A 19,866-nucleotide genomic window follows, 5' to 3' on the forward strand; every position below is an offset into this window, starting at 1 on the left:
CTGCATCCTGATTCTTGTACCACATGCTCGCTAAGAAGCCACACTTCCTGCCTTTAAGCCTCACTTATAGGGCAGACTTCCAATTTAATTTGTAAATTGTGGCCCCGATAATGGGGGTAAAATCATTTACTTGCTACATGTCCCAGCAAAAGCCGATTATCAGCACTTCATTTAGTTACGAAACACTGCAGGAAACTCTGGATATTAAACCCAAAGGGGCACAGTTGCATATTGGAATTCCCAAGGAGACCGCCTTTCAGGAAAACCGCATTGCGCTCACGCCCGATGCAGTAGGGGTACTGGTCAGCAACGGACATAATGTAGTAATCGAGCACAATGCCGGCGAGGCTGCCCATTTTCGGGACCGCGATTACAGCGAGGCCGGTGCTAAAATAGTATATGATAAAGCGGCCGTATATAAAGCCCCCATACTGGTAAAAAGCGCTCCTGTGGTCGAAGATGACCTGCCTCATCTGCAGTTTAACCAGGTTATTATCTCCCCCATCCATTTGTCGGCCATGAAGGCGGAATTCCTTCAAAAGATGATGGAAAAGCGCATTACCGCCATTTCATTCGAAAACCTGAAGGACGATAGCGATAGTTTACCCATTGTACGCAGCATGAGTGAAATAGCCGGCAGTGCCGTTATGCTTATTGCTGCGCAATACCTTAGTTCGGCTAATCATGGGAAGGGTGTGCTATTGGGTGGTATATCGGGTATTCCGCCAACCAAGGTAATTATCCTGGGCGCCGGTATTGTGGGTGAGTTTGCTGCCCGTGCTGCCCTGGCATTGGGCGCTTCGGTAAAAGTATTTGACAATAGTGTATACCGGCTTAAGCGGTTACAGAATAATATCGGCCAGCGTATGTGGACATCAGTCATAGAGCCTCGCATTCTGGCCAAACAACTCAAGACCTGTGAAGTGGCTGTAGGCGCCCTGAGCTCTGCCAGCGGCCGCACCCCGGTAGTCGTTACCGAGGAAATGATAAGCAACATGCGCCCCGGTAGTGTGATCATTGATGTTAGTATCGACCGCGGTGGTTGTTTTGAAACGTCAGAGATCACCAGTCATGAACAACCGATATTTATGAAATATGGGGTAATTCATTACTGCGTGCCTAATATTCCGTCGGGATTTGCGCGAACTGCTTCGCAGGCTATCAGTAACGTATTAATGCCTTTATTACTGGAAGCGGGTGAAGAAGGTGGTTTCGAGAACCTCGTATGGCATAAAGTACACCTGAGAAGTGGGATCTATTTATTTAAAGGCGCTCTCACCAATTTTCATTTAAGTCAACGCTTCGATCTGAAATATACCGACCTTAATCTGCTCATTGCAAGCCAGCGCTGAGATGGTTGCATGCGGTTAAAAATATTTATAATTGTAATGCAACATTATGTTGACATTCAATGGATCATGATATTCAAGTGTCGCTTTTACACTAAATATTAATTATTTCCGTTAATATATCCGCAAGACATTTGACTTTAACGAGTTTCCGATTAATTTTGTATATCCCCCAATTAACAATTGCAGGCCTTTGATTGACAAGAAAACGCGGATTTTCGTAATAAATGAGCGTTTTTCGCGTTTTCTATGGCTTAAAAGTTGCTAATTGGATTCAAATACCTGTTATGAAGACAAGGCCCTATTTGTTGATAGTACTCTGTATCCTGGTTAATAAAATTACTATTGCCCAATCGCAGGTTCCTCCTATTTCAGGCTGGGACATGGATGAAAAGAGCGGCAGTTATATCTTTAAACCGGGTAAAGTATCCGGTGATACCAAGGAATTTCTGTATGAAATAATGCCCGTTGAAAAAGGGGAGGGGCAAACAATTGAAGAATGGTTCAAAAGCGCTATCGATAAAGATGTAAAGGAGTCGGGCTTTAACTTACCTGCAGGCGGCAAGAAAAACATTACCACCAATCAAACGATCATTTCATTTTCTACGGAGCTTACTGATAAAAAAGGTAAACCCTGGTATGTAACATATGTTGCTTATCAGTTGGGCAGCGGCGAAAACCGCCTGGCCCGCGTGATCAGCTCTCCCGATGTTAAATATTATGCATCCCACATGCGTCCTGTTGCCGATCATATTGGCAACCTGGCCAGGCATGATGCTTCTGTAACTGTAGCAAGCAAGCAAACAAAAGGATCGCATGCACATAACAAACAGGACAATAAGACTTCAGCCGCGCAGGCCGACATGGTTGAAAATGGCCTTAGATCACAGGAAATAAATGGTATTCTTATTCACCTGGATTATACCACCAATGCCGATGGCAAAATGGTGCGCAATTACAGGCCTTACCTCGTTTTGAACGATGGTAGTATTTATGGCGATCCTGTTCTGAGTCCATACAGCCTCGATGTAGCACAGTCAAAACAAAAAGAACCGCAGAAATGGGGTACCTGGAAATTGAAGAACAACATTTTCACGGTTGAATGGACGGCTACTAAAGAAACCGAGAAATGGTTTAAGAACTGGTTCTGGGCAACACCCGCTGCAAGAGAAGAAAAGCTGGAAGGATCATTCATGACCGTAACCGGTACCGAAAATGGCAGCGTAAAAAGTGCAGGGAATGCTTATGCCTCTAAAAATATATTCTTCAATAAAGATGGCCAGTTCACTTTAACCGGCGGTGATAACGGTAATGCAGCTGTGCCTGCCTCAGAGTTCAAGAAATTTAATGAAGCGGGTACTTATACGCTCAATGATTATTCCATGGAGCTGCGTTTTAATAACGGAACTGTTATTCGCCGCATCTTCTATTTTTACCTGCAGGGCAGCACGCACTTTGGTATAGGCAATGCCGCCTACGCACCTAAAGCATCGGCTGAATCACCTGCTTCTGCCAGCAACTAAACGCTTCTAACGGCTGCAGCGCATTTTCTGGCACCGGTCAGTGCGGGTTATCCGCCACCGCTGGGCGGTACAGGTTAGATCCCGGATTATTTACAGGCGCCTATACATGTTCAAAACTTTGGTATGGAAAAGTTTTGAACATGTGAGAAAGTTTTCGGCTACACCAACCGCCTTTCGTTTCTGTGGCCCGAAAATTGACTTACCAGTGCCTGTAAATAGCCTACTATGAAAAATACGCTCCTGGTTGTTGTCCTGATCATGGGTTTGGGTATTCCCGCTACGTTTGCACAAAGTTCCATTCAGCCTATGTTAGGTTGGAAAATGGAAGAAAATAAAGGACGCTACATCTTTAAACCTACGGCTGTCTTCAGCGATGAAAATAAAGAGTTCTCCTACGAGATAATGCCGCTCGAAAGGGCTGATGGCCGGAGTTTCGATGAGTGGTTTTCCGGTTCCATTGAAAAGAACATGCATGGCTCAGGATTTTCTGCCCCAAAAAGTAAAGACAAAAAGAATATCAGTTACAGCACCCTCTCTTCTTATTCCGGTAAGGTAAGTGACAAAAACGGTAAAATATGGTATGTAGCATATATGGCCTACCGCACCAATAGCCAGCAGTTCAGGCTGGCCAAACTGTTCAGTTCACCCGATATAAGACATTATACCAATTGTATGAAAACGGCCGCCATGCATTTTGGCAAAATGGCCAAACAGGAAGGCGCTTTTGAATCCAACGGCCTCACCGATATAGCGAAAAGCAATGCCGTGCCCGTAGTGCCGCCTGTGGTGCCAGCCCCTGCGGAGAAAACGCCTGCGCCCCGGAATACCATAGCCAGTGCTGATCATGTAACGGGGCCGGTAAAAGGATTGAAGGCCACAGATATAAAAGGTATTGTCATTAACCTGGAATACAGCTATGGGGTAGGCGGTTCCGTTATCAGCGAATACACGCCTTATCTATTATTGAATGACGGTAGCATTTACAGCAACCCGGTGGCGAGTCCTTATGAGTTCAATGTAGCCGTTTCCAAACAACGGGAGCCCAAGAAATGGGGCACCTGGAAATTAAGCGGCAATGCCATCTCCGTTAACTGGCCGGCCAGGAATAAATCGGAAAGATGGGAGAAGAACTGGTTCTGGGCAAGACCGGCAGCAGGCAATGAAAAGATAGAGGGCGCCTTTACCAATATTGCCAGCATGGGTAGTTCAGTAATGGGTGGTAATGTGAGAACCGTTTCCAGCAAAAATATTTTATTTAATACTTTCGGCCGCTTTGCTTTAACCAGTGTGGGCGTAGGCACCAATTATACCGATTACAGTATTGCCACCTCGGCCTACTCAAAGAAAGATGAAGCCGGCTCATATAGCCTGAATGGATATTCTATTGAATTCCGGTTTAACAATGGCACCACCATGCGGCGGGCCTTTTATTTCTACCCGAAAGATAAAGCCCATTTTGGCATAGGGAATCATGTGTATGTGCAGAAACGCTGAACGCAAATACAGTTCAAAGTTTTTAGTTCTCAGTTCAAAGTTTAGGATGAGTGCTGAATGGTGAATGGTGAGTAGCTCGCTAAATCTGGGATCAATATCTGACCTTGTGCAGCCCGAGATTCATTCCCGATTGCCGCCTTGTTCGCCGTAGCCCTGGCGCAGGCGAATTGCCAATTGCCAATTGCCGTCTGCCGACTCACGATTGCCGACTCACGATTGCCGATTATCGATTGTTGACTATCGATTGCCGTTTCACATCTGCCCTCTGCCGACTCACGATTGCCGATTATCGATTGTTGACTATCGTTTGCCGTTTCACGTCTGCCGTTTGACGATTGACGTCTGCCGTCTCCCGATTCAGGAATGCCGACTCACGATTGACGATTATCGATTGTCGACTGTCGTTTCCGTTTCACGTCTGCCGTCTGCCGATTCACGATCCACTCATTTCTTGTAATCGGTGATACTAAGCTTCTCCTGGCAAAAAGAATACTCCTGCTCGTCGTTTGAGCTTACAATGATGAGGCGGTTATTGGCGTAGGTACGTATTAGCTGGTGATAGAGGTCGATACCGGCGGTATCGAGATTGGTGCAGGGTTCATCGAGCAGGATACAGGGCACATCGCTGAAAATAGCCTGTGCCAGCTTTACCCGCTGTTTCATACCGCTTGAATAAAAGCGGATCTGTTTGTTGGCGGCGGCGGTTAACCCAATTGTACTGATGATATCGCTAATGCGGGTATTGGGCAGAAAAGGCTTGAATTGTTGATGGAACTGCAGAAATTCAAGCGCGGTCATTTCTTCAATAAGCTCAAGGTAGGGAGCAGCAATAGAAATATACTGATAAGCTTTGTCTACGTCTATTTCTTTAGCCGGCTCATTAAAAGCAGCCGGTTGTTGATGGCGAGGCTCCAATTGCCGATGATTGCCGGTAGTAGATTGTCGACTGTCGATCGTATACTTCACCTTTCCCTCACTCATCATCATAGCGCCACCGATCACCTGAAGCAAGGTAGATTTACCCGAGCCGTTTGGACCGGTAATGGCGTAGGCGGTGCCTGAAATAAACTCCTGAGAAATGTTTCGGAAGATCCAGTCGCGGTTAAAGCGTTTGCCGGCATTAATCAGCGATATCTTCATCCACACTATTTTTTGAATAGCGTTTAATGATGCCGCGACCGCTTTCGCGAATGAAGGTTACAATTTCATCCCGCTCGTCGGTTGCCGGGAACTCTTCTTCCAGATGCTCGAGCGCCTGGCTGGTGTTCAAGCCTTTGTTATAAATAACCCGATAAATATCAAGAATATGGTTGATCTTATCGACGGTGAACCCGCGTCTTTTCAAACCAACTGAATTCACACCGGCATAGCTCAATGGCTGACGGCCGGCTTTAATATAAGGGGGAATATCTTTACCAACTAAAGACCCACCGCTTACAAAGGCATGCGACCCCACTTTGGTGAACTGGTGCACAGCGCACATGCCTCCCAGAATAACCCAGTCGCCCAGCATAACGTGGCCAGCTACCTGTGAGTTATTACTTAGGATCACATTGTTGCCAATGATACAATCGTGGGCAACGTGGCTGTAAGCCATTATCATACAATTTTTACCAACCTGGGTCTTCCACCTGTCCTTGGTTCCACGGTGAATGGTTACAAACTCCCGAATGGTTGTATTATCACCAATTTCAGTGATCGTATCTTCCCCTTCGAATTTCAGGTCTTGTGGCATGGCAGAAATAACAGCTCCCGGGAAAATGCGGCAGTTTTTGCCAATGCGGGCGCCTTCCATGATTGTGACATTACTGCCAATCCAGGTACCTTCTCCGATTTCCACGTTCTGGTGAATCACCGTAAAAGGATCAACCTTTACATTGGTGGCCAGCTTGGCGTTGGGATGTATATAAGTATGCGGATGAATCATTTTATTAACATTCTTAAGGGTTGTAGCAGGATATTCATTCATAGGCGTTACAGACATCCCATCCCCGGTGGGATTTTGCTGGTGATCATCACCTAAACTGTGTTTATGGATGGATTGACGTTTGATGTTAATTAATCTGCTAAAATAGACAAAACTAGCTCAATAAACCCCTACGGACTGATATATTTTATTGCTCATTACCCTTTTTGGGTATAATAACCAATTATTTATCGTTTTACCAGCTGCGCCATGAGGTCGGCTTCGGTCGCAATCTTATTGCCAACATATACCGTTCCCCGCATTTCGCAAATACCGCGCCGTATAGGAGCCATTAACTCCATTTTCAGTATCATAGTATCTCCGGGAACAACTTTTTGCTTGAATTTACAATTATCGATCTTCAAAAAGTAGGTATCGTACTCTCCGGGAGGCATAGCGTTGATACAAAGGATGCCACCGGTTTGGGCCAGTGCCTCCACCTGCAGTACGCCAGGCATTACCGGATTGCCGGGAAAATGACCCGCAAAGAACGGTTCGTTATACGTCACATTCTTAATACCAACAATATGTCTATCGGTAAGTTCAATGATCTTATCAACCAACAGAAAAGGAAAGCGATGCGGCAGCGTTTTTTCGATCTGCTGCAGGCTGTACACCGGCGGTAACGTAGGGTCGTATACCGGAACATCCTTTACATGCTTATTTTTCTTTATGTATTGTTTGATCTTGCGGGCAAAATCAACGTTGGTGCTGTGGCCAGGCCGGTTGGCAATGATATGCGCCTTTATGGGATAACCGATCAGCGCCAGATCACCTATCACATCCAGTGTTTTATGACGGGCCGGTTCATTCGGAAAACGCAGTTCCAGGTTGTTCAGGTACCCTTCATTCTTCACTTCAATTTTCTTGCGGCCGAACACTTTGGCCAGCCGGTCCATTTCCTCCTGGGTAACCGGTTTGTCAACCACCACAATGGCGTTGTTGATGTCGCCGCCTTTGATAAGGTTGTGCTCGAGCAGCATCTCCAGTTCGTGCAGGAAGCAGAAAGTGCGGCAAGGGGCAATCTCTTCTTTAAAGTCACGCATGGTCTTTAGACCTGCATGTTGGGTGCCCAAAACCGGACTGTTAAAATCTATCAGGGTAGTTACTTTATAATCGGTAGCGGGAAGGGCTGTCATTTCAACCCTTTTCTTTTCATCGTAATGGGTGATATTGGTATCGATGCTGTACCAGGCTTTGGCTGCATCCTGTTCCAGTACCCCGGCCTCTTCAATGATCTCAACAAATGGGGCGGAACTACCATCAGCAATCGGAATTTCAGGGCCGTTCAGTTCGATAAGGCAATTATCTACTCCCATACCAACCAGCGCAGCCAGGATGTGCTCCACTGTACATACCTTGGCGTCGCCTTCCTGCAGTGTGGTACCACGGGAAGTATCGGTAACCAGGTCACAATCAGCTTTGATCACCGGTTGTCCGGGAAGGTCAATGCGTTGAAACTGAAATCCAAAACCGGGATTGGCTGGTTTCAGGGTCATATCCACATTAACGCCAGTATGTAATCCGGTTCCGGAAATACTCACAGCCGACTGCAGGGTATGTTGTTTATCGGGATTAAAATTATTGTTCATTCCTTTTATTTATAAAGAGTGGCGCAAAGATAGGGATTCCTCAAAGACGAAAAGGCCCTGAAGATGACGTACTTACAATTCAGCGGGAAATTGCGCTGAACGGTTGCCGCTTTTTGCGGAAAACAGGGTCAAACGCTGCTCATTACCGTAAGGCTATTCACTTTATTATCATGACTTTAATCATCGCCGGACAGGCCTCCTGCGTTGTGCCACTCGAACAACCTATTTTTTTCAACTTCTAATGGTTTCCTACTTCATGTCAATACGGGTAATTCGGTTATGTTTCCATTGATTGGTGAGCGCATTTAAAACAAACAGGGTTGACGGTGTTTACCCCGTCAACCCGTTATAAGTTGTTGGCAGTTGCAGGTTATCCTGTAACCTGTAACTTATTGTTTTTATTAGGAAACTTTTTCGGTAAGTAATTGCTTCACCAATTGTTCCAGTTCCTTAATTCTCTTCTCCAGATCGGGCAGTTTGCGGCTAACCGCCTGGCTGCGCAGTGCACTGGTATATTCAAATGCCGGGCTGCCGGTAACTGCTGCATTGGGCGTTTTTATCGATTTACTTACCCCGCTTTGCGCATTGATCTTGCTGCCATCGGCAATCTGGATATGACCAACAATGCCCGCCTGTCCACCGATCATAACGTTGTTCCCGATCTTGGTACTGCCGCTTACACCAGCCTGGGCAGCGATCACTGTATTGTTACCCACTTCAACATTATGGGCTACCTGAATGAGGTTATCGAGTTTGGCGCCTGACTTTATAATGGTAGAACCGATGGTTGCCCGGTCGATGGTTGCATTAGCACCAATTTCAACAAAATCTTCTACCACCACATTCCCGATCTGTGGTACTTTTTTGAAACTGCCATCAGCCTGGGGAGCGAAACCAAATCCATCGCTTCCTATTACAGTACCTGCATGTATGGTTACATTCCTGCCGATCACGCAGTCATGGTAAATCTTTACGCCGGGATGTACAATGGTATTGTCATTGATCTTAACGTTATCGCCCAGGAATACATTCGGGAAGATCTTTACGTTGTTCCCCAATACGACATTTTCACCGAGATAAGCAAAAGCGCCGATAAAAACCTGTTGACCGATTGTGGCCGATTTGCTGATATAAGCAGGTTCCTGAATGCCCGTTAATTTCTGGGTCGCCATCTCCTGGTATTTTGTAAGCAGGGTTGCAAAAGCAGAATAAGCGTCGGCTACCCTGATGAGCGTTGCTTCAACAGGTTCTTTCAATTCCTGAGAGGCATTTACGATAACCAGGGAAGCTTTTGTACGATACAGGTATTCTTCGTATTTGGGATTGGCTAAAAAAGAGAGCTGTCCGGCCTGCGCTTCCTCAATCTTTCCAAATGAATGCACCAAAGTGTCAGGATTTCCCTCTACTTTGCCATTGATAATCATAGCTATTTGTGCTGCGGTAAATTGCATAGAATAGTCGTTAGGTCAAAAGTCAAATATGTAAAAACTCTTATGTAAATCAAAATAGTTTGCCAAAGCTACACCATATTGAAACTATTGTAATTCGATCGGGGTGTGCCAACAGAATGGTGTTAACATATCGATCAACTCAACTGTTTACAATTGTAGTAACAAATGTAATATTTTTTCACAGGGGTTGCTAATGCCTGATGGATCAATGCATTGTCAACTTTTGATATATCTGTTACCGTTCCATTCTTAAATAAAATTTGAATGCGTTCTTCCGTAGGGTTATAAGTAGTGTTTTCAGCTTCCCCGGTAAAAATAAGGTACTCGCAATCGGCTTCCCCAATATTTAATTGTTGGCAAATGTTATTCCGCAGTGAATTAATCCAATCCAGATCGAAGGGCTCCGCCTGCAATTTAACTTTTAGTAAACGGCGTTCTATCAGACAGCGGCAGAGGGTGCTCAATACCGTGTCAGGATGAAAAACCCAATTTTTAATTGTGGCCAGTACATCGAAATCGTCGAGCTGGCAAAAGCCCGAGAGGTGTTGTTCGATGAAAGAAGCGCTGGTAGCGTTTTTCAGAAAGAAATCGAAGGTGGGTGAGGCCGCCTGTACTACTTGTCCCTGTTCGATCAGCGCTTTGGCCCGTTGTATGATCTTCACCAGAGTTTTTTCGGCGCCCAATACTGTTTTATGCAAATAAACCTGCCAGTACATCAGCCGGCGGGCTACCAGGAATTTTTCTATGCTGTAAATGCCTTTTTCCTCTACCATCAGATCGCCGTTGTTCACGGTGAGCATTTTTAAAATGCGATCATAACCGATAACCCCTTCCGAAACGCCGGTATAAAAACTATCGCGGGTAAGGTAATCCATACGATCTACATCGAGCTGGCCGCTGATGAGCTGGTGCAGAAATGGCTTGGTATAATTATTGGTAAAAATGTCAATGGCTTTGTGCAGTTGACCCTTCATTTGTTCATTGAGTACGCGCATGATCAGGATACTGATCGTTTCATGATGCGTGTTATTGATCAGCACATTTTCAAGGGCATGTGAGAATGGCCCGTGACCAATATCGTGTAAAAGGATCGCAATTTTAGCAGCCGTTTCTTCTTCAGGAGTAATTTCCACTCCTTTATTTTTCAGTTCAGTCAGCGCATTATACATCAGATGGTAAGCACCCAGTGAGTGATGCAGGCGGGTATGTACTGCTCCCGGATAAACCAGCTGCGCAAAGGCCATTTGATGAATCCGGCGCAAACGTTGGTACCAGGGATGGGAAATTACCTGAAATACAAGCGGATCGTCAATGGTAATAAAACCGTAAACGGGGTCATTGATGATCTTTCTGATGCGGTTTGTCATTCGCTGCCTGCTTTTTTGTTAAAATTGCTGCCAAAAGCAGCGGGCAAAAGTACAAAGGCTAACGGGATAAATTAAATTTGGTTAGCTTGGTGACGGAAGTCGGAAGTCAGAAGTCTGAAGTCTGAAGTCGGAGGTCAGAGAAAAACTTAGAACTTAAAACTTAGAACTTAAAACATAAAAATGCCATTAGGAAAAATACTTTGGGTCGACGATGAAATAGAAAGTTTACAATCACAGATACTGTTTTTACAAAATAAGGGATACGAAGTTACGGCACTTACCAATGGGTTCGATGCAGTGGATTTTGTGAAGGAAAACCCACTGGATGTGGTATTGCTCGATGAAACCATGCCGGGCATTACCGGGTTGGAAACCCTTTCAAAAATAAAAGAGATCAATTCTCAGATTCCGGTGGTGATGATCACCAAGAACGAAACGGAAAACCTGATGGATGATGCCATTGGCAGCCAGATCACCGATTACCTCATAAAACCGGTGAACCCTAACCAGGTGCTGTTAAGTCTTAAAAAGATCATCGACAACAAACGGCTGGTGGCAGAAAAGACCACTACGGCTTACCAGCAGCAGTTTCGCAATTTGTTCATGGCGCTGAACAGCAATCCCGATTACAATGAATGGATGGATATCTACAAAAAGCTGGTGTATTGGGAACTGGAAATGGAAAAAAGCGACAGCCCCGAAATGCAGGAGGTGTTTCAAACCCAAAAGAACGAGGCCAACACCGAATTCTTTAAATTCGTTTCAAAAAATTATGCACGATGGGTAAATCCCAAAAGCGATGACGGACCGGTAATGTCGCATAACCTCATTAAATTTAAAGTGCTGCCCCATATCGAGAAAGGAACGCCAACTTTTTTTATTTTGATTGATAACCTGCGGTTCGACCAATGGCGGGCCATTCAACCCATCTTTGCAGAAAGTTTTCGCATACTGGAAGAAGACAGCTTTTACAGTATTCTGCCTACCGCCACCCAGTACGCTCGCAATGCCATCTTCAGCGGATTACTGCCCGTTGATATTGAGAAGCATTTTCCCCAACAATGGAAAAATGATGATGAAGAGGGCGGAAAGAATTTACATGAAGAGGAATTTTTCCGGGCTATGTTGAAACGGCTGCGTCGCGAGGATATCAAATTCTCCTATACAAAAATATTGAACAACCAGGCTGGGCAGGACCTCGTGAACAATATGCATAACCTGCTGGGGAACGACCTGAACATTATTGTTTACAACTTCGTTGATATGCTCAGCCATGCCCGTACCGAAATGGAAGTGCTGAAAGAGCTGGCCGGTGATGAAACCAGCTATCGCAGTGTGACAAGGAGCTGGTTCGAGCATTCCCCCCTGCACCAGGCCCTGAAGAAAATTTCCGATAAAAAGCTCAATCTGATTCTGGCTACTGACCACGGCACGGTACGCGTAAAAACGCCGGCCAAGGTCATTGGCGACAAACAAACAACTACCAACCTGCGGTATAAACATGGCCGCAACCTCAATTATGAACCCAAGGATGTACTGGCTTTCCGTGATCCCAAAGAAGCAGGATTACCGGTGCCAACGGTGAATTCGTCGTACATTTTTGCGCGGGAAGATATGTACCTCTGCTATCCCAACAATTACAACTATTATGTGAACTATTATCGCAACACTTTTCAGCATGGCGGCGTTAGTTTAGAAGAGATGATAGTGCCGATCATTAAAATGACCAATAAATAAAGACAATGCCTGCCCGCCCGAAGCTTTAGCGGAGCGGTGTCAGCAGCCAGTGGGCAACAGTTATTGGAATGGCAAGGCTGGAATTGGATTAGAAACGGGTTTTGTGCTAAAAAAGGCATTTTTAACGCTTTTTTTGGCTGGAATCTATAACTCTCAGCGTTTTAGTGTGGAAAAGTTGTGTGCTTGATTTCCAGCACTAAAATTGTGAATAGTAACTTTGCGAAACATTTTAAGTCATCTACATCCAGACTATGAAATTTACACAGTCGACATTAGACAAGATTGAAGCGATTCTCGATGAGGCGGAATATGTGCTGCGCTATGAGCGGGGTAATTTTCAAAGCGGATATTGCATTTTGGAACAAAAGAAAGTAGTTGTACTCAACAAATTCCTCCAGCTCGAAGGCCGTATCAGTACACTGATCGATCTGATCCCGCAACTCAATGTGAATCCAGACCTGTTCTCGCCCGAGGTACGCAAAACGTATGAAGAGGTGCTGGAAAGACATGCATTGGTGCAGGCGGAAAACAAGAAGTAGGACGTACAAGATAATACGTAAGAAGCGTATTAATTGTATACCTTATAACCCGAAATCAACCATAACCTTCGTCTTGCTACTTCATACTTCGTTCTTCTTTAGTACTTTTACCGCGTGAGCTATCCTTCATTAACCATTACTTTTTTAGGGACCGGTACCAGCGCCGGAGTACCCATGATCGCCTGTGAATGTCCTGTTTGTTCATCAACCGATAAAAAAGACAACCGGCTTCGTTCCAGTATAATGGTGCAATCGAAAAGCACCACCCTGGTCGTTGATTCCGGTCCCGATTTCAGGTACCAGATGCTGCGGTCGAAAGTGAGACATCTGGACGCTATCATCTATACCCATGCTCATAAAGATCATGTAGCCGGGCTGGATGATGTTCGGGCATTTAATTTCTTCTCGCAACAACCCATGCAGGTGTTCGCCAGTGATATGACGCAGGAAGTGATCATTCGCGAATTTCCCTATGCATTTTATGAATCGAAATACCCCGGCGTTCCGGATATTCAACTGAACACGATCGGACTGGAACCTTTTATGGCCGGTGATATTCCTGTAACACCCATCCTGGTATGGCACTTAAAAATGCCGGTGCTGGGCTTCAGATTTGGCCGGTTCACCTATATTACCGATGCCAACCGCATTGAAGAGCATGAGCTGGAAAAAATAAAGGGCACGGAAGTGCTGGTGTTGAATGCCCTGCGAAAGGAAAAACACATTTCGCATTACTCCCTGGGCGAAAGTATTGAAGTGGCCAAGGCCTTGCAGGTACAGCAATGTTACCTTACTCATATCAGCCATCAAATGGGCCTGCATGCCGAAGTGGAAGCAGAGCTGCCTGATGGGATTCACCTGGCGTATGATGGCTTAGTCATTAAGGTTTGATCTTCGAGCCAGCGGCAAGTGGCTAGTAGCTAGTAGGGCTTCAATTGAAACCCACCGACTATTTACTACCCCTGTATTTCCCCATGCCGACGCTTGCGGTCGGCATATCTGACGGAGTCTGACACTCGTCAGAGTCGTCAGACCCGACAAGCGAAGCTTCGTCGGCACTGGCCACTTGACTTTATGAACTATATCAACTCTATCAACTTATTAAATAGTTAACTGGTCAACTGCTGACGACTATACTTCGAGATCATCTCATACAACTCGCCCGGCTTGAATGGTTTGGCAAGATAGTCGGTCATCCCAAACTCGCGCGTCCTCTGCAGGATGTCAGCCGATGCGGAAGCAGTTAACGCAATAATGGGAACAGCTTCATTGAAATTCCTGATGTGCTGGGTGGCATTATACCCATCCATGACCGGCATTTGCAGATCCATGAGCACAATATCGTAGCTGGCCTGCCGCAGTTTATTCACGGCAATAGCGCCATTTTCCGCAATGTCTACCGCGCCATTCCAGTTGGTGATCATTTTTTTCGCAACCATGATGTTGAACTCCACATCTTCTACCAATAATACTTTTATGCCCGACAGGTCACTCTTTCCACTGATTGCCTGTCTGGCTTGTGCTTCCGGTTTACCGGCTTTGAAATTTATGGTAAAAAAGAAAGTAGATCCACGGCCTACTTCGCTGTTCAGGTGGATATCACTGTTATGCAATGCGGCCAGCCGCTTAACAATGGCCAGTCCCAGGCCCGATCCGCCAAATTCCCGCGCAATATCAACATTGGCCTGGGTGAACCGGTCGAAGATGAGCGTTTGCTTTTCTTTGTCAATACCAACGCCGGTATCGGTTACAGAGAACAAAATAGTTGCTTCATCGTGCTGCATTTGCTGCAGGGTGATCTGTAGCGTGATAACGCCATTGCGGGTAAATTTCACGGCATTGGAAACGAGGTTATGCAAGATCTGTCCAAGCCGCACTTCATCGCCAAGCACATAAGGCGGAAGGGCGTTATCGATCACCATATTGATCGTATTGCCGCGTTCGGCTGCCCGTATCTGGTGAGCTGTTTTAATGTTCATGGCAAGTTCCTGCAGGTTGATATTTTTTTCGGCCAGCACGATCTTCCCTTCTTCTATTTTAGCAAAGTCAAGAATGTCATTGATCAGGCGAAGCAGGTTTTCGGCCGAAATATTCAGTGCCTTCAGATTTTCCAGCTGATTGGGAAGCAACTGTTCCTGCAACAGGAGATGAGCAATGCCAATTATGGCGTTTAACGGTGTGCGGATCTCATGACTCATCACCGAGAGAAAATCGCTTTTGGCGCGGGCGCCATCTTCCGCCTGTTCTTTCGCCCTGATGAGTTCAGCTTCCGTTTCTTTTGTTTTCTGAATCTGTTTTTCCAGATAGGAAATGATGTTGATCAGCACATTGTCTTCTCTTTCAATAATGGCCGCTGCCTGCGGTTCGTGCTTTAAGATGGCAGCTTTCAATTGCTGCACCGACTGGCTGAAAATATTATTCTGAAGCTGCAGGTTATGCAATATATCCTGGTATTCTTTTTCACAGGCCTGAAAAGCATGCTCTGCATGCTTTTGTTCGCTTTCAAGATTTTTATACGATTGATCGATCAGTTGCAGGAATTGCTGTATAGACGGGTCATACCGGTGTTGGGCTGACAGGATTTCAACCTGTTTTTCAAGTAAATGATGATACTTCATAAGGGTGAAAGGGCTTAAGGGAGCCAGCTACGACTATATGTGTAACGTTTATGGATTCAAATACTTATATTTAGGTATTAAAAACCAAGCGTTTTTTTATCTACATGGTGAAAAATTGTAGAAAAGATAAAAGAACCGCTTCGTGAAAGGCAATAATTAGCAGCAGCAGGATCGATCATTGTCAAAGCACAACATTGATTATGGATACCAACTGGAAAGATTATTTCACTTTCACAAAGAAAGAACGCATTGGCATTTATTTGCTACTCACCGGAATTGGCATTTGCAGCATCCTCCCGCGATTCTTTAATTCGCCGTCTATAAACACCGAAGTAACCGCCGAAGCGCTTGCATTGCACAGAACACATCGTTCAACCATGCAGAAAGAGCTGGCCCGGCTTTCTTCAAAAGATCAGCGTATGTATGATGAACCGGTGAACGACCAGGTGGTTGCAACGCTTTTTCCGTTTGATCCCAATACACTGGATGCTGCCGGCTGGAAAAAGCTGGGCATTCGTGACCGAACCATCAACACGATACTCCGGTATAGAGCCAAAGGCGGCCATTTCAAACATGCGGCTGACCTGCAAAAGGTATATGGGTTAAAAAAAGCAGACGTTGAACGATTGATGCCCTATGTTCAAATCGCGCCGCCAGTAGAAAATTCCGGTAAAGAAGAACCACGGGCAAACTATGTCAAAGCAGCTGCACCCATCATTGATATCAATGAAGCCGACACGATGGCTTTTATTTCCCTACCGGGTATCGGCAGTAAACTGGCCAGCCGCATTGTTCATTTCAGGGAAAAGCTGGGCGGCTTTTATTCCATTCAGCAGGTAGGGGAGACGTTTGGACTGCCTGATTCTACTTTTCAATTAATAAGACCTCGTTTACAATGTTCGCGGGTAGCGTTGCAAAAGATCAATATCAACACGGCCGACGTGCATGCCCTGAAACAACATCCTTACATCCGGTGGAACATTGCCAATGCCATTGTGCAATACCGTCAGCAACATGGTGCTTTTCATTCTCCTGAGGAACTGCAACAAATTGTGCTCATTACGCCCGAGCTGTATCAGAAAATTGCAGCCTATGTAGCTGTGGATTAACGTGGTCTGATTTTTTGTGAGTAAGGAAAAAACTGCAGCATAAGTGTATGGTTGTTAAATAATAATCTTTTCAAAAAAATACTAACAAATGTTAGTATTGTGAAAAAAAGCTCCTATATTGCATAAGCCTTTAACGAATCTTGCCAGTTAATTCAGGTATATTTAAGTATGAATTTTCAAACCTCTGAGCTTACTGATCAGGTTGCACAGTCAACCCGCGATTTTGCGCTGCAGCACATAAAGCCATATGTGATGGAATGGGACGAATCACAGGAATTCCCCATCCATGTGTTCAAAGAGATGGGAAAATTGGGCTTAATGGGCGTACTTGTTCCTGAAACGTACGGCGGCGCCGGCTTATCCTATTATGAGTATGTAGCCATTATACAGGAAATTGCCAAGGTATGTGGTTCCATCGGGTTAAGCCTGGCGGCGCACAATTCTCTTTGTACCGGTCATTTGTTAAGTTTTGGCAATGAGCAGCAGAAGAAAACGTATTTGCCGAAGCTCGCTTCCGGCGAATGGTTGGGAGCATGGGGCTTAACGGAACCGAATACGGGAAGCGATGCTGCCAATATGAAAACGACAGCCGTGAAAGATGGCGATCACTGGATCCTGAATGGGACCAAATGCTGGATCACCCATGGCAAAAGCGCCGATGTGGCCGTCGTCATTGCCCGCACGGGTGAACCGCGTGCAAAGAATAATGCAACCGCATTTGTAGTAGAACGAAGCACTCCCGGTTTTAAAGCAGGTAAGAAGGAGAATAAACTGGGTATGCGTGCCAGTGAAACTGCTGAAATGATCTTTGATAATTGCCGCATCCCCGATGCCAACCGGCTGGGTAGTTTTGGTGATGGCTTTAAACAATCACTGAAAGTGCTCGATGGGGGGCGAATATCCATAGCCGCACTGGCGTTGGGTATTGCCAAAGGGGCGTATGAAGCCTCTATTCAATACGCGAAAGAGCGTCACCAGTTCGATCAACCTATTGCCGGCTTTCAGGGTATTTCATTTAAGTTGGCCGATATGGCCACTGAAATTGCCGCTGCGGAACTGCTGACCCTGCAAGCATGTGATCTTAAGATGCGCGGTGAAACGATGAGTAAGGAAGCTGCAATGGCGAAGTATTATGCCAGCGAGGTGGCAGTGAAAGTGGCTACCGAAGCTGTACAGATCTTCGGCGGTTATGGTTACACAAAAGATTTTCCTGTAGAAAAATATTATCGCGATAGTAAATTATGCACCATTGGCGAAGGCACATCAGAAATTCAGAAGATTGTCATTGCCAGGGAAGTGTTAAGAGCGTAATAGTTGAATACTGCTCAAGGTTGCTTGTCATGACAGCCCCGACCGTAAGTCGGGGTTTTTTATTGCAGCTCAAGGAAAGCACAAACTCAGGTTGCCTGCATTGACCGACAACTCATAATAGAATTACGGCATAATATCATCTTCATCTTTCGGGCCGTATTTATCGAACAGCTTGTCTATGGCGCCGCCGAAAATGGGGAATTTGTCCTTTGCAAAATTCTTGATGATCTCAATGGCTTTATAAGCTTGTTGCTCAGTTAATCCTTCAGCCATTAATTTGTTTACTAGTTCCTGCATAACAAAATATTTTGAGAAGACAATTACGGTAATAAAAAACGTCAGTTTGGTGGCTGACGTTTTTCAATATTACTCACTATTTATGCAAATCAGAAACATAACCGTTTTTATTTAGCTTTAGGCGTTCCGCGTTAAGCGTTAGGTGTTCCGCCTTTTTACGCAACCTTCAACAGGCTCATCTTGCTCTTGTCGAAATTCTTCTGCGCATATTCCAGGTTTAAATGGAAAACGGTTTGTTTGCTGGATGGCAATTCAAACATGGCGTCGGTTAAAATGCTTTCGCAAATGCTGCGTAAGCCACGGGCGCCCAGCTTGAATTCAACGGCCTTATCAACCATGAAGTTCAATACATCATCGTCAATGGTCAGCTGAATACCTTCCAGTTCGAACAACTTGCGGTATTGTTTCACCAATGCGTTCTTGGGCTCTGTTAAAATAGAACGGAGGGTCGATTTATCGAGCGGATTCAGATGTGTTACCACCGGCAAACGGCCCAGTAACTCAGGGATGAGGCCGAACGATTTCAGATCGGTAGCATTAATGTATTGCAGCAGGTTCTTTTTCATGTGTTCCTGCAGCTCTTTGTTCACATTGAAACCAATGGCATTGGTGTTTACCCGGCGGGCAATCACTTTATCAATACCGTCAAAAGCGCCGCCGCAAATAAAGAGAATATTTTGTGTATTGATCTTTATCAGCTTTTGTTCAGGGTGTTTACGGCCGCCCTGGGGTGGAACCAGTACATCGGTACCTTCCAGCAACTTCAGTAATCCCTGTTGAACGCCTTCACCGCTAACATCGCGGGTGATGGATGGATTATCGCCTTTACGGGCAATCTTATCAATTTCATCTATGTACACGATGCCTCTTTCAGCCGCGGCTACATCATAATTACATACCTGTAAAAGGCGTGTTAAAATGCTTTCCACGTCTTCACCCACATAACCGGCTTCAGTAAATACGGTAGCATCTACGATGGCGAATGGCACATTCAGTAACCGGGCAATGGTTTTCGCCAGCAGCGTTTTACCGGTACCCGTTTCACCTACCATCACAATATTGCTTTTTTCAATATCTACCTCGTTGTCCGACGGTTTTTGCTGAAGGCGTTTATAGTGATTGTAAACGGCCACTGCTAATACTTTTTTAGCTTCATCCTGACCGATCACATATTCATCCAGGAATCTTTTTACTTCCACCGGCTTCTTAACGTTCAGTTTGAACGAAGTGGAAGGCGGTGTACTTTCATGGCGGATCATCAGTTCCTGTTCAATGATCTCGCGTGCATGCTCAACGCAATTTTCACAAATATGTCCTTCCTGCCCGGCAATAAGAATCTTTACTTCATCGCGGCTGCGTCCGCAAAAAGAACAGTGTAGTGTTGTTTTAGCCATGTTTAGTATAAAATCGCTTACAAAGGTATCTAAATGCAAGTCCAAATCCCAATAAAAAATCCCAAACTCCTTTTCCAGAATATTAGTACAGGGAATTTGGGACTTTTAAAGGTTAACCT

Annotated in this window: 16 protein-coding genes; 8 read left to right on the plus strand and 8 right to left on the minus strand. The window is 45.3% G+C overall.

Annotated elements, in window-relative coordinates; translation table 11 throughout:
• Positions 1–137: 137 nt before the first annotated feature.
• From JUB15_RS07880 to JUB15_RS07890, 3 genes are all read left to right on the plus strand, one after another.
• Positions 138–1,352, plus strand: a complete 1,215-nt coding sequence (locus tag JUB15_RS07880) for an alanine dehydrogenase (protein WP_207511913.1) — start codon at positions 138–140, stop codon at positions 1,350–1,352.
• Between the two features lie 284 nt (positions 1,353–1,636).
• Positions 1,637–2,872 carry a hypothetical protein gene (locus JUB15_RS07885; protein WP_207511914.1) on the plus strand — a complete coding sequence of 412 codons (1,236 nt, stop codon included), beginning with the start codon at positions 1,637–1,639 and terminating at the stop codon, positions 2,870–2,872.
• A 225-nt stretch (positions 2,873–3,097) separates the two neighbouring features.
• Complete coding sequence (locus JUB15_RS07890) at positions 3,098–4,366, plus strand: hypothetical protein (protein ID WP_207511915.1); 1,269 nt, start codon at positions 3,098–3,100, stop codon at positions 4,364–4,366.
• Positions 4,367–4,810: 444 nt separating this feature from the next.
• Here the strand turns inward: JUB15_RS07890 and JUB15_RS07895 are convergent, their stop codons facing one another.
• From JUB15_RS07895 to JUB15_RS07915, 5 genes are all read right to left on the minus strand, one after another.
• Positions 4,811–5,506, minus strand: coding sequence for an ABC transporter ATP-binding protein (locus JUB15_RS07895; RefSeq protein ID WP_207511916.1), 696 nt, complete (start codon positions 5,504–5,506; stop codon positions 4,811–4,813).
• Positions 5,487–6,350, minus strand: coding sequence for an acyl-ACP--UDP-N-acetylglucosamine O-acyltransferase (gene lpxA / locus JUB15_RS07900; RefSeq protein WP_240347788.1), 864 nt, complete (start codon positions 6,348–6,350; stop codon positions 5,487–5,489). Before lpxA ends, JUB15_RS07895 begins: the two co-directional genes overlap by 20 nt.
• Before the next feature lie 170 nt (positions 6,351–6,520).
• On the minus strand, positions 6,521–7,924 hold the full coding sequence (locus JUB15_RS07905; protein ID WP_207511917.1) for a bifunctional UDP-3-O-[3-hydroxymyristoyl] N-acetylglucosamine deacetylase/3-hydroxyacyl-ACP dehydratase: 1,404 nt from the start codon (positions 7,922–7,924) through the stop codon (positions 6,521–6,523).
• A gap of 401 nt (positions 7,925–8,325) precedes the next feature.
• The gene (gene lpxD / locus JUB15_RS07910; RefSeq protein ID WP_207511918.1) at positions 8,326–9,375 is read right to left on the minus strand and encodes a UDP-3-O-(3-hydroxymyristoyl)glucosamine N-acyltransferase; all 1,050 of its coding nucleotides are present in this window, start codon (positions 9,373–9,375) and stop codon (positions 8,326–8,328) included.
• Between the two features lie 134 nt (positions 9,376–9,509).
• A complete protein-coding gene (locus tag JUB15_RS07915; protein ID WP_207511919.1) occupies positions 9,510–10,742 on the minus strand; it encodes an HD domain-containing protein in 1,233 nt (410 codons plus the stop codon).
• Between the two features lie 180 nt (positions 10,743–10,922).
• On the opposite strand from JUB15_RS07915, the gene porX reads away from it, so the two are divergent.
• The 3 genes from porX (at position 10,923) to JUB15_RS07930 (ending at position 13,909) form a co-directional block, all read left to right on the plus strand.
• Complete coding sequence (porX, locus tag JUB15_RS07920) at positions 10,923–12,479, plus strand: T9SS response regulator signal transducer PorX (protein WP_207511920.1); 1,557 nt, start codon at positions 10,923–10,925, stop codon at positions 12,477–12,479.
• A 251-nt stretch (positions 12,480–12,730) separates the two neighbouring features.
• Entirely contained in the window at positions 12,731–13,018 is a 288-nt protein-coding gene (locus JUB15_RS07925) for a hypothetical protein (protein WP_207511921.1), read from the plus strand.
• A 114-nt stretch (positions 13,019–13,132) separates the two neighbouring features.
• A complete protein-coding gene (locus JUB15_RS07930; RefSeq protein ID WP_207511922.1) occupies positions 13,133–13,909 on the plus strand; it encodes an MBL fold metallo-hydrolase in 777 nt (258 codons plus the stop codon).
• Positions 13,910–14,127: 218 nt separating this feature from the next.
• Here the strand turns inward: JUB15_RS07930 and JUB15_RS07935 are convergent, their stop codons facing one another.
• Positions 14,128–15,636: an ATP-binding protein gene (locus JUB15_RS07935; RefSeq protein ID WP_207511923.1), complete on the minus strand. Its 1,509-nt coding sequence runs from the start codon at positions 15,634–15,636 to the stop codon at positions 14,128–14,130.
• 200 nt (positions 15,637–15,836) lie between these two features.
• Here JUB15_RS07935 and JUB15_RS07940 point away from each other — a divergent pair, with 200 nt between their 5' ends.
• A complete protein-coding gene (locus JUB15_RS07940) occupies positions 15,837–16,745 on the plus strand; it encodes a ComEA family DNA-binding protein (protein ID WP_207511924.1) in 909 nt (302 codons plus the stop codon).
• 168 nt (positions 16,746–16,913) lie between these two features.
• On the plus strand, positions 16,914–18,056 hold the full coding sequence (locus JUB15_RS07945; RefSeq protein WP_207511925.1) for an acyl-CoA dehydrogenase: 1,143 nt from the start codon (positions 16,914–16,916) through the stop codon (positions 18,054–18,056).
• A 123-nt stretch (positions 18,057–18,179) separates the two neighbouring features.
• On the opposite strand, the gene JUB15_RS07950 is transcribed toward JUB15_RS07945, so the two are convergent.
• Together JUB15_RS07950 and clpX are read right to left on the minus strand one after the other, a co-directional pair.
• Positions 18,180–18,353 carry a hypothetical protein gene (locus JUB15_RS07950; protein WP_207511926.1) on the minus strand — a complete coding sequence of 58 codons (174 nt, stop codon included), beginning with the start codon at positions 18,351–18,353 and terminating at the stop codon, positions 18,180–18,182.
• A gap of 155 nt (positions 18,354–18,508) precedes the next feature.
• On the minus strand, positions 18,509–19,747 hold the full coding sequence (clpX, locus tag JUB15_RS07955; RefSeq protein ID WP_207511927.1) for an ATP-dependent Clp protease ATP-binding subunit ClpX: 1,239 nt from the start codon (positions 19,745–19,747) through the stop codon (positions 18,509–18,511).
• Between the last annotated feature and the right edge of the window lie 119 nt (positions 19,748–19,866).

Source organism: Longitalea luteola (assembly GCF_017356035.1).
In the GTDB taxonomy this organism is placed as follows: domain Bacteria; phylum Bacteroidota; class Bacteroidia; order Chitinophagales; family Chitinophagaceae; genus Niastella; species Niastella luteola.

Excerpts from the sequence above, each read along its gene's own strand:
- JUB15_RS07880 (WP_207511913.1), top strand. The coding sequence starts at position 138 with ATGTCCCAGCAAAAGCCGATTATCAGCACTTCATTTAGTTACGAAACA.
- JUB15_RS07885 (WP_207511914.1), top strand. The coding sequence starts at position 1,637 with ATGAAGACAAGGCCCTATTTGTTGATAGTACTCTGTATCCTGGTTAAT.
- JUB15_RS07890 (WP_207511915.1), top strand. The coding sequence starts at position 3,098 with ATGAAAAATACGCTCCTGGTTGTTGTCCTGATCATGGGTTTGGGTATT.
- JUB15_RS07895 (WP_207511916.1), bottom strand. The coding sequence starts at position 5,506 with ATGAAGATATCGCTGATTAATGCCGGCAAACGCTTTAACCGCGACTGG.
- lpxA (WP_240347788.1), bottom strand. The coding sequence starts at position 6,350 with ATGTCTGTAACGCCTATGAATGAATATCCTGCTACAACCCTTAAGAAT.
- JUB15_RS07905 (WP_207511917.1), bottom strand. The coding sequence starts at position 7,924 with ATGAACAATAATTTTAATCCCGATAAACAACATACCCTGCAGTCGGCT.
- lpxD (WP_207511918.1), bottom strand. The coding sequence starts at position 9,375 with ATGCAATTTACCGCAGCACAAATAGCTATGATTATCAATGGCAAAGTA.
- JUB15_RS07915 (WP_207511919.1), bottom strand. The coding sequence starts at position 10,742 with ATGACAAACCGCATCAGAAAGATCATCAATGACCCCGTTTACGGTTTT.
- porX (WP_207511920.1), top strand. The coding sequence starts at position 10,923 with ATGCCATTAGGAAAAATACTTTGGGTCGACGATGAAATAGAAAGTTTA.
- JUB15_RS07925 (WP_207511921.1), top strand. The coding sequence starts at position 12,731 with ATGAAATTTACACAGTCGACATTAGACAAGATTGAAGCGATTCTCGAT.
- JUB15_RS07935 (WP_207511923.1), bottom strand. The coding sequence starts at position 15,636 with ATGAAGTATCATCATTTACTTGAAAAACAGGTTGAAATCCTGTCAGCC.
- JUB15_RS07940 (WP_207511924.1), top strand. The coding sequence starts at position 15,837 with ATGGATACCAACTGGAAAGATTATTTCACTTTCACAAAGAAAGAACGC.
- JUB15_RS07945 (WP_207511925.1), top strand. The coding sequence starts at position 16,914 with ATGAATTTTCAAACCTCTGAGCTTACTGATCAGGTTGCACAGTCAACC.
- JUB15_RS07950 (WP_207511926.1), bottom strand. The coding sequence starts at position 18,353 with ATGCAGGAACTAGTAAACAAATTAATGGCTGAAGGATTAACTGAGCAA.
- clpX (WP_207511927.1), bottom strand. The coding sequence starts at position 19,747 with ATGGCTAAAACAACACTACACTGTTCTTTTTGCGGACGCAGCCGCGAT.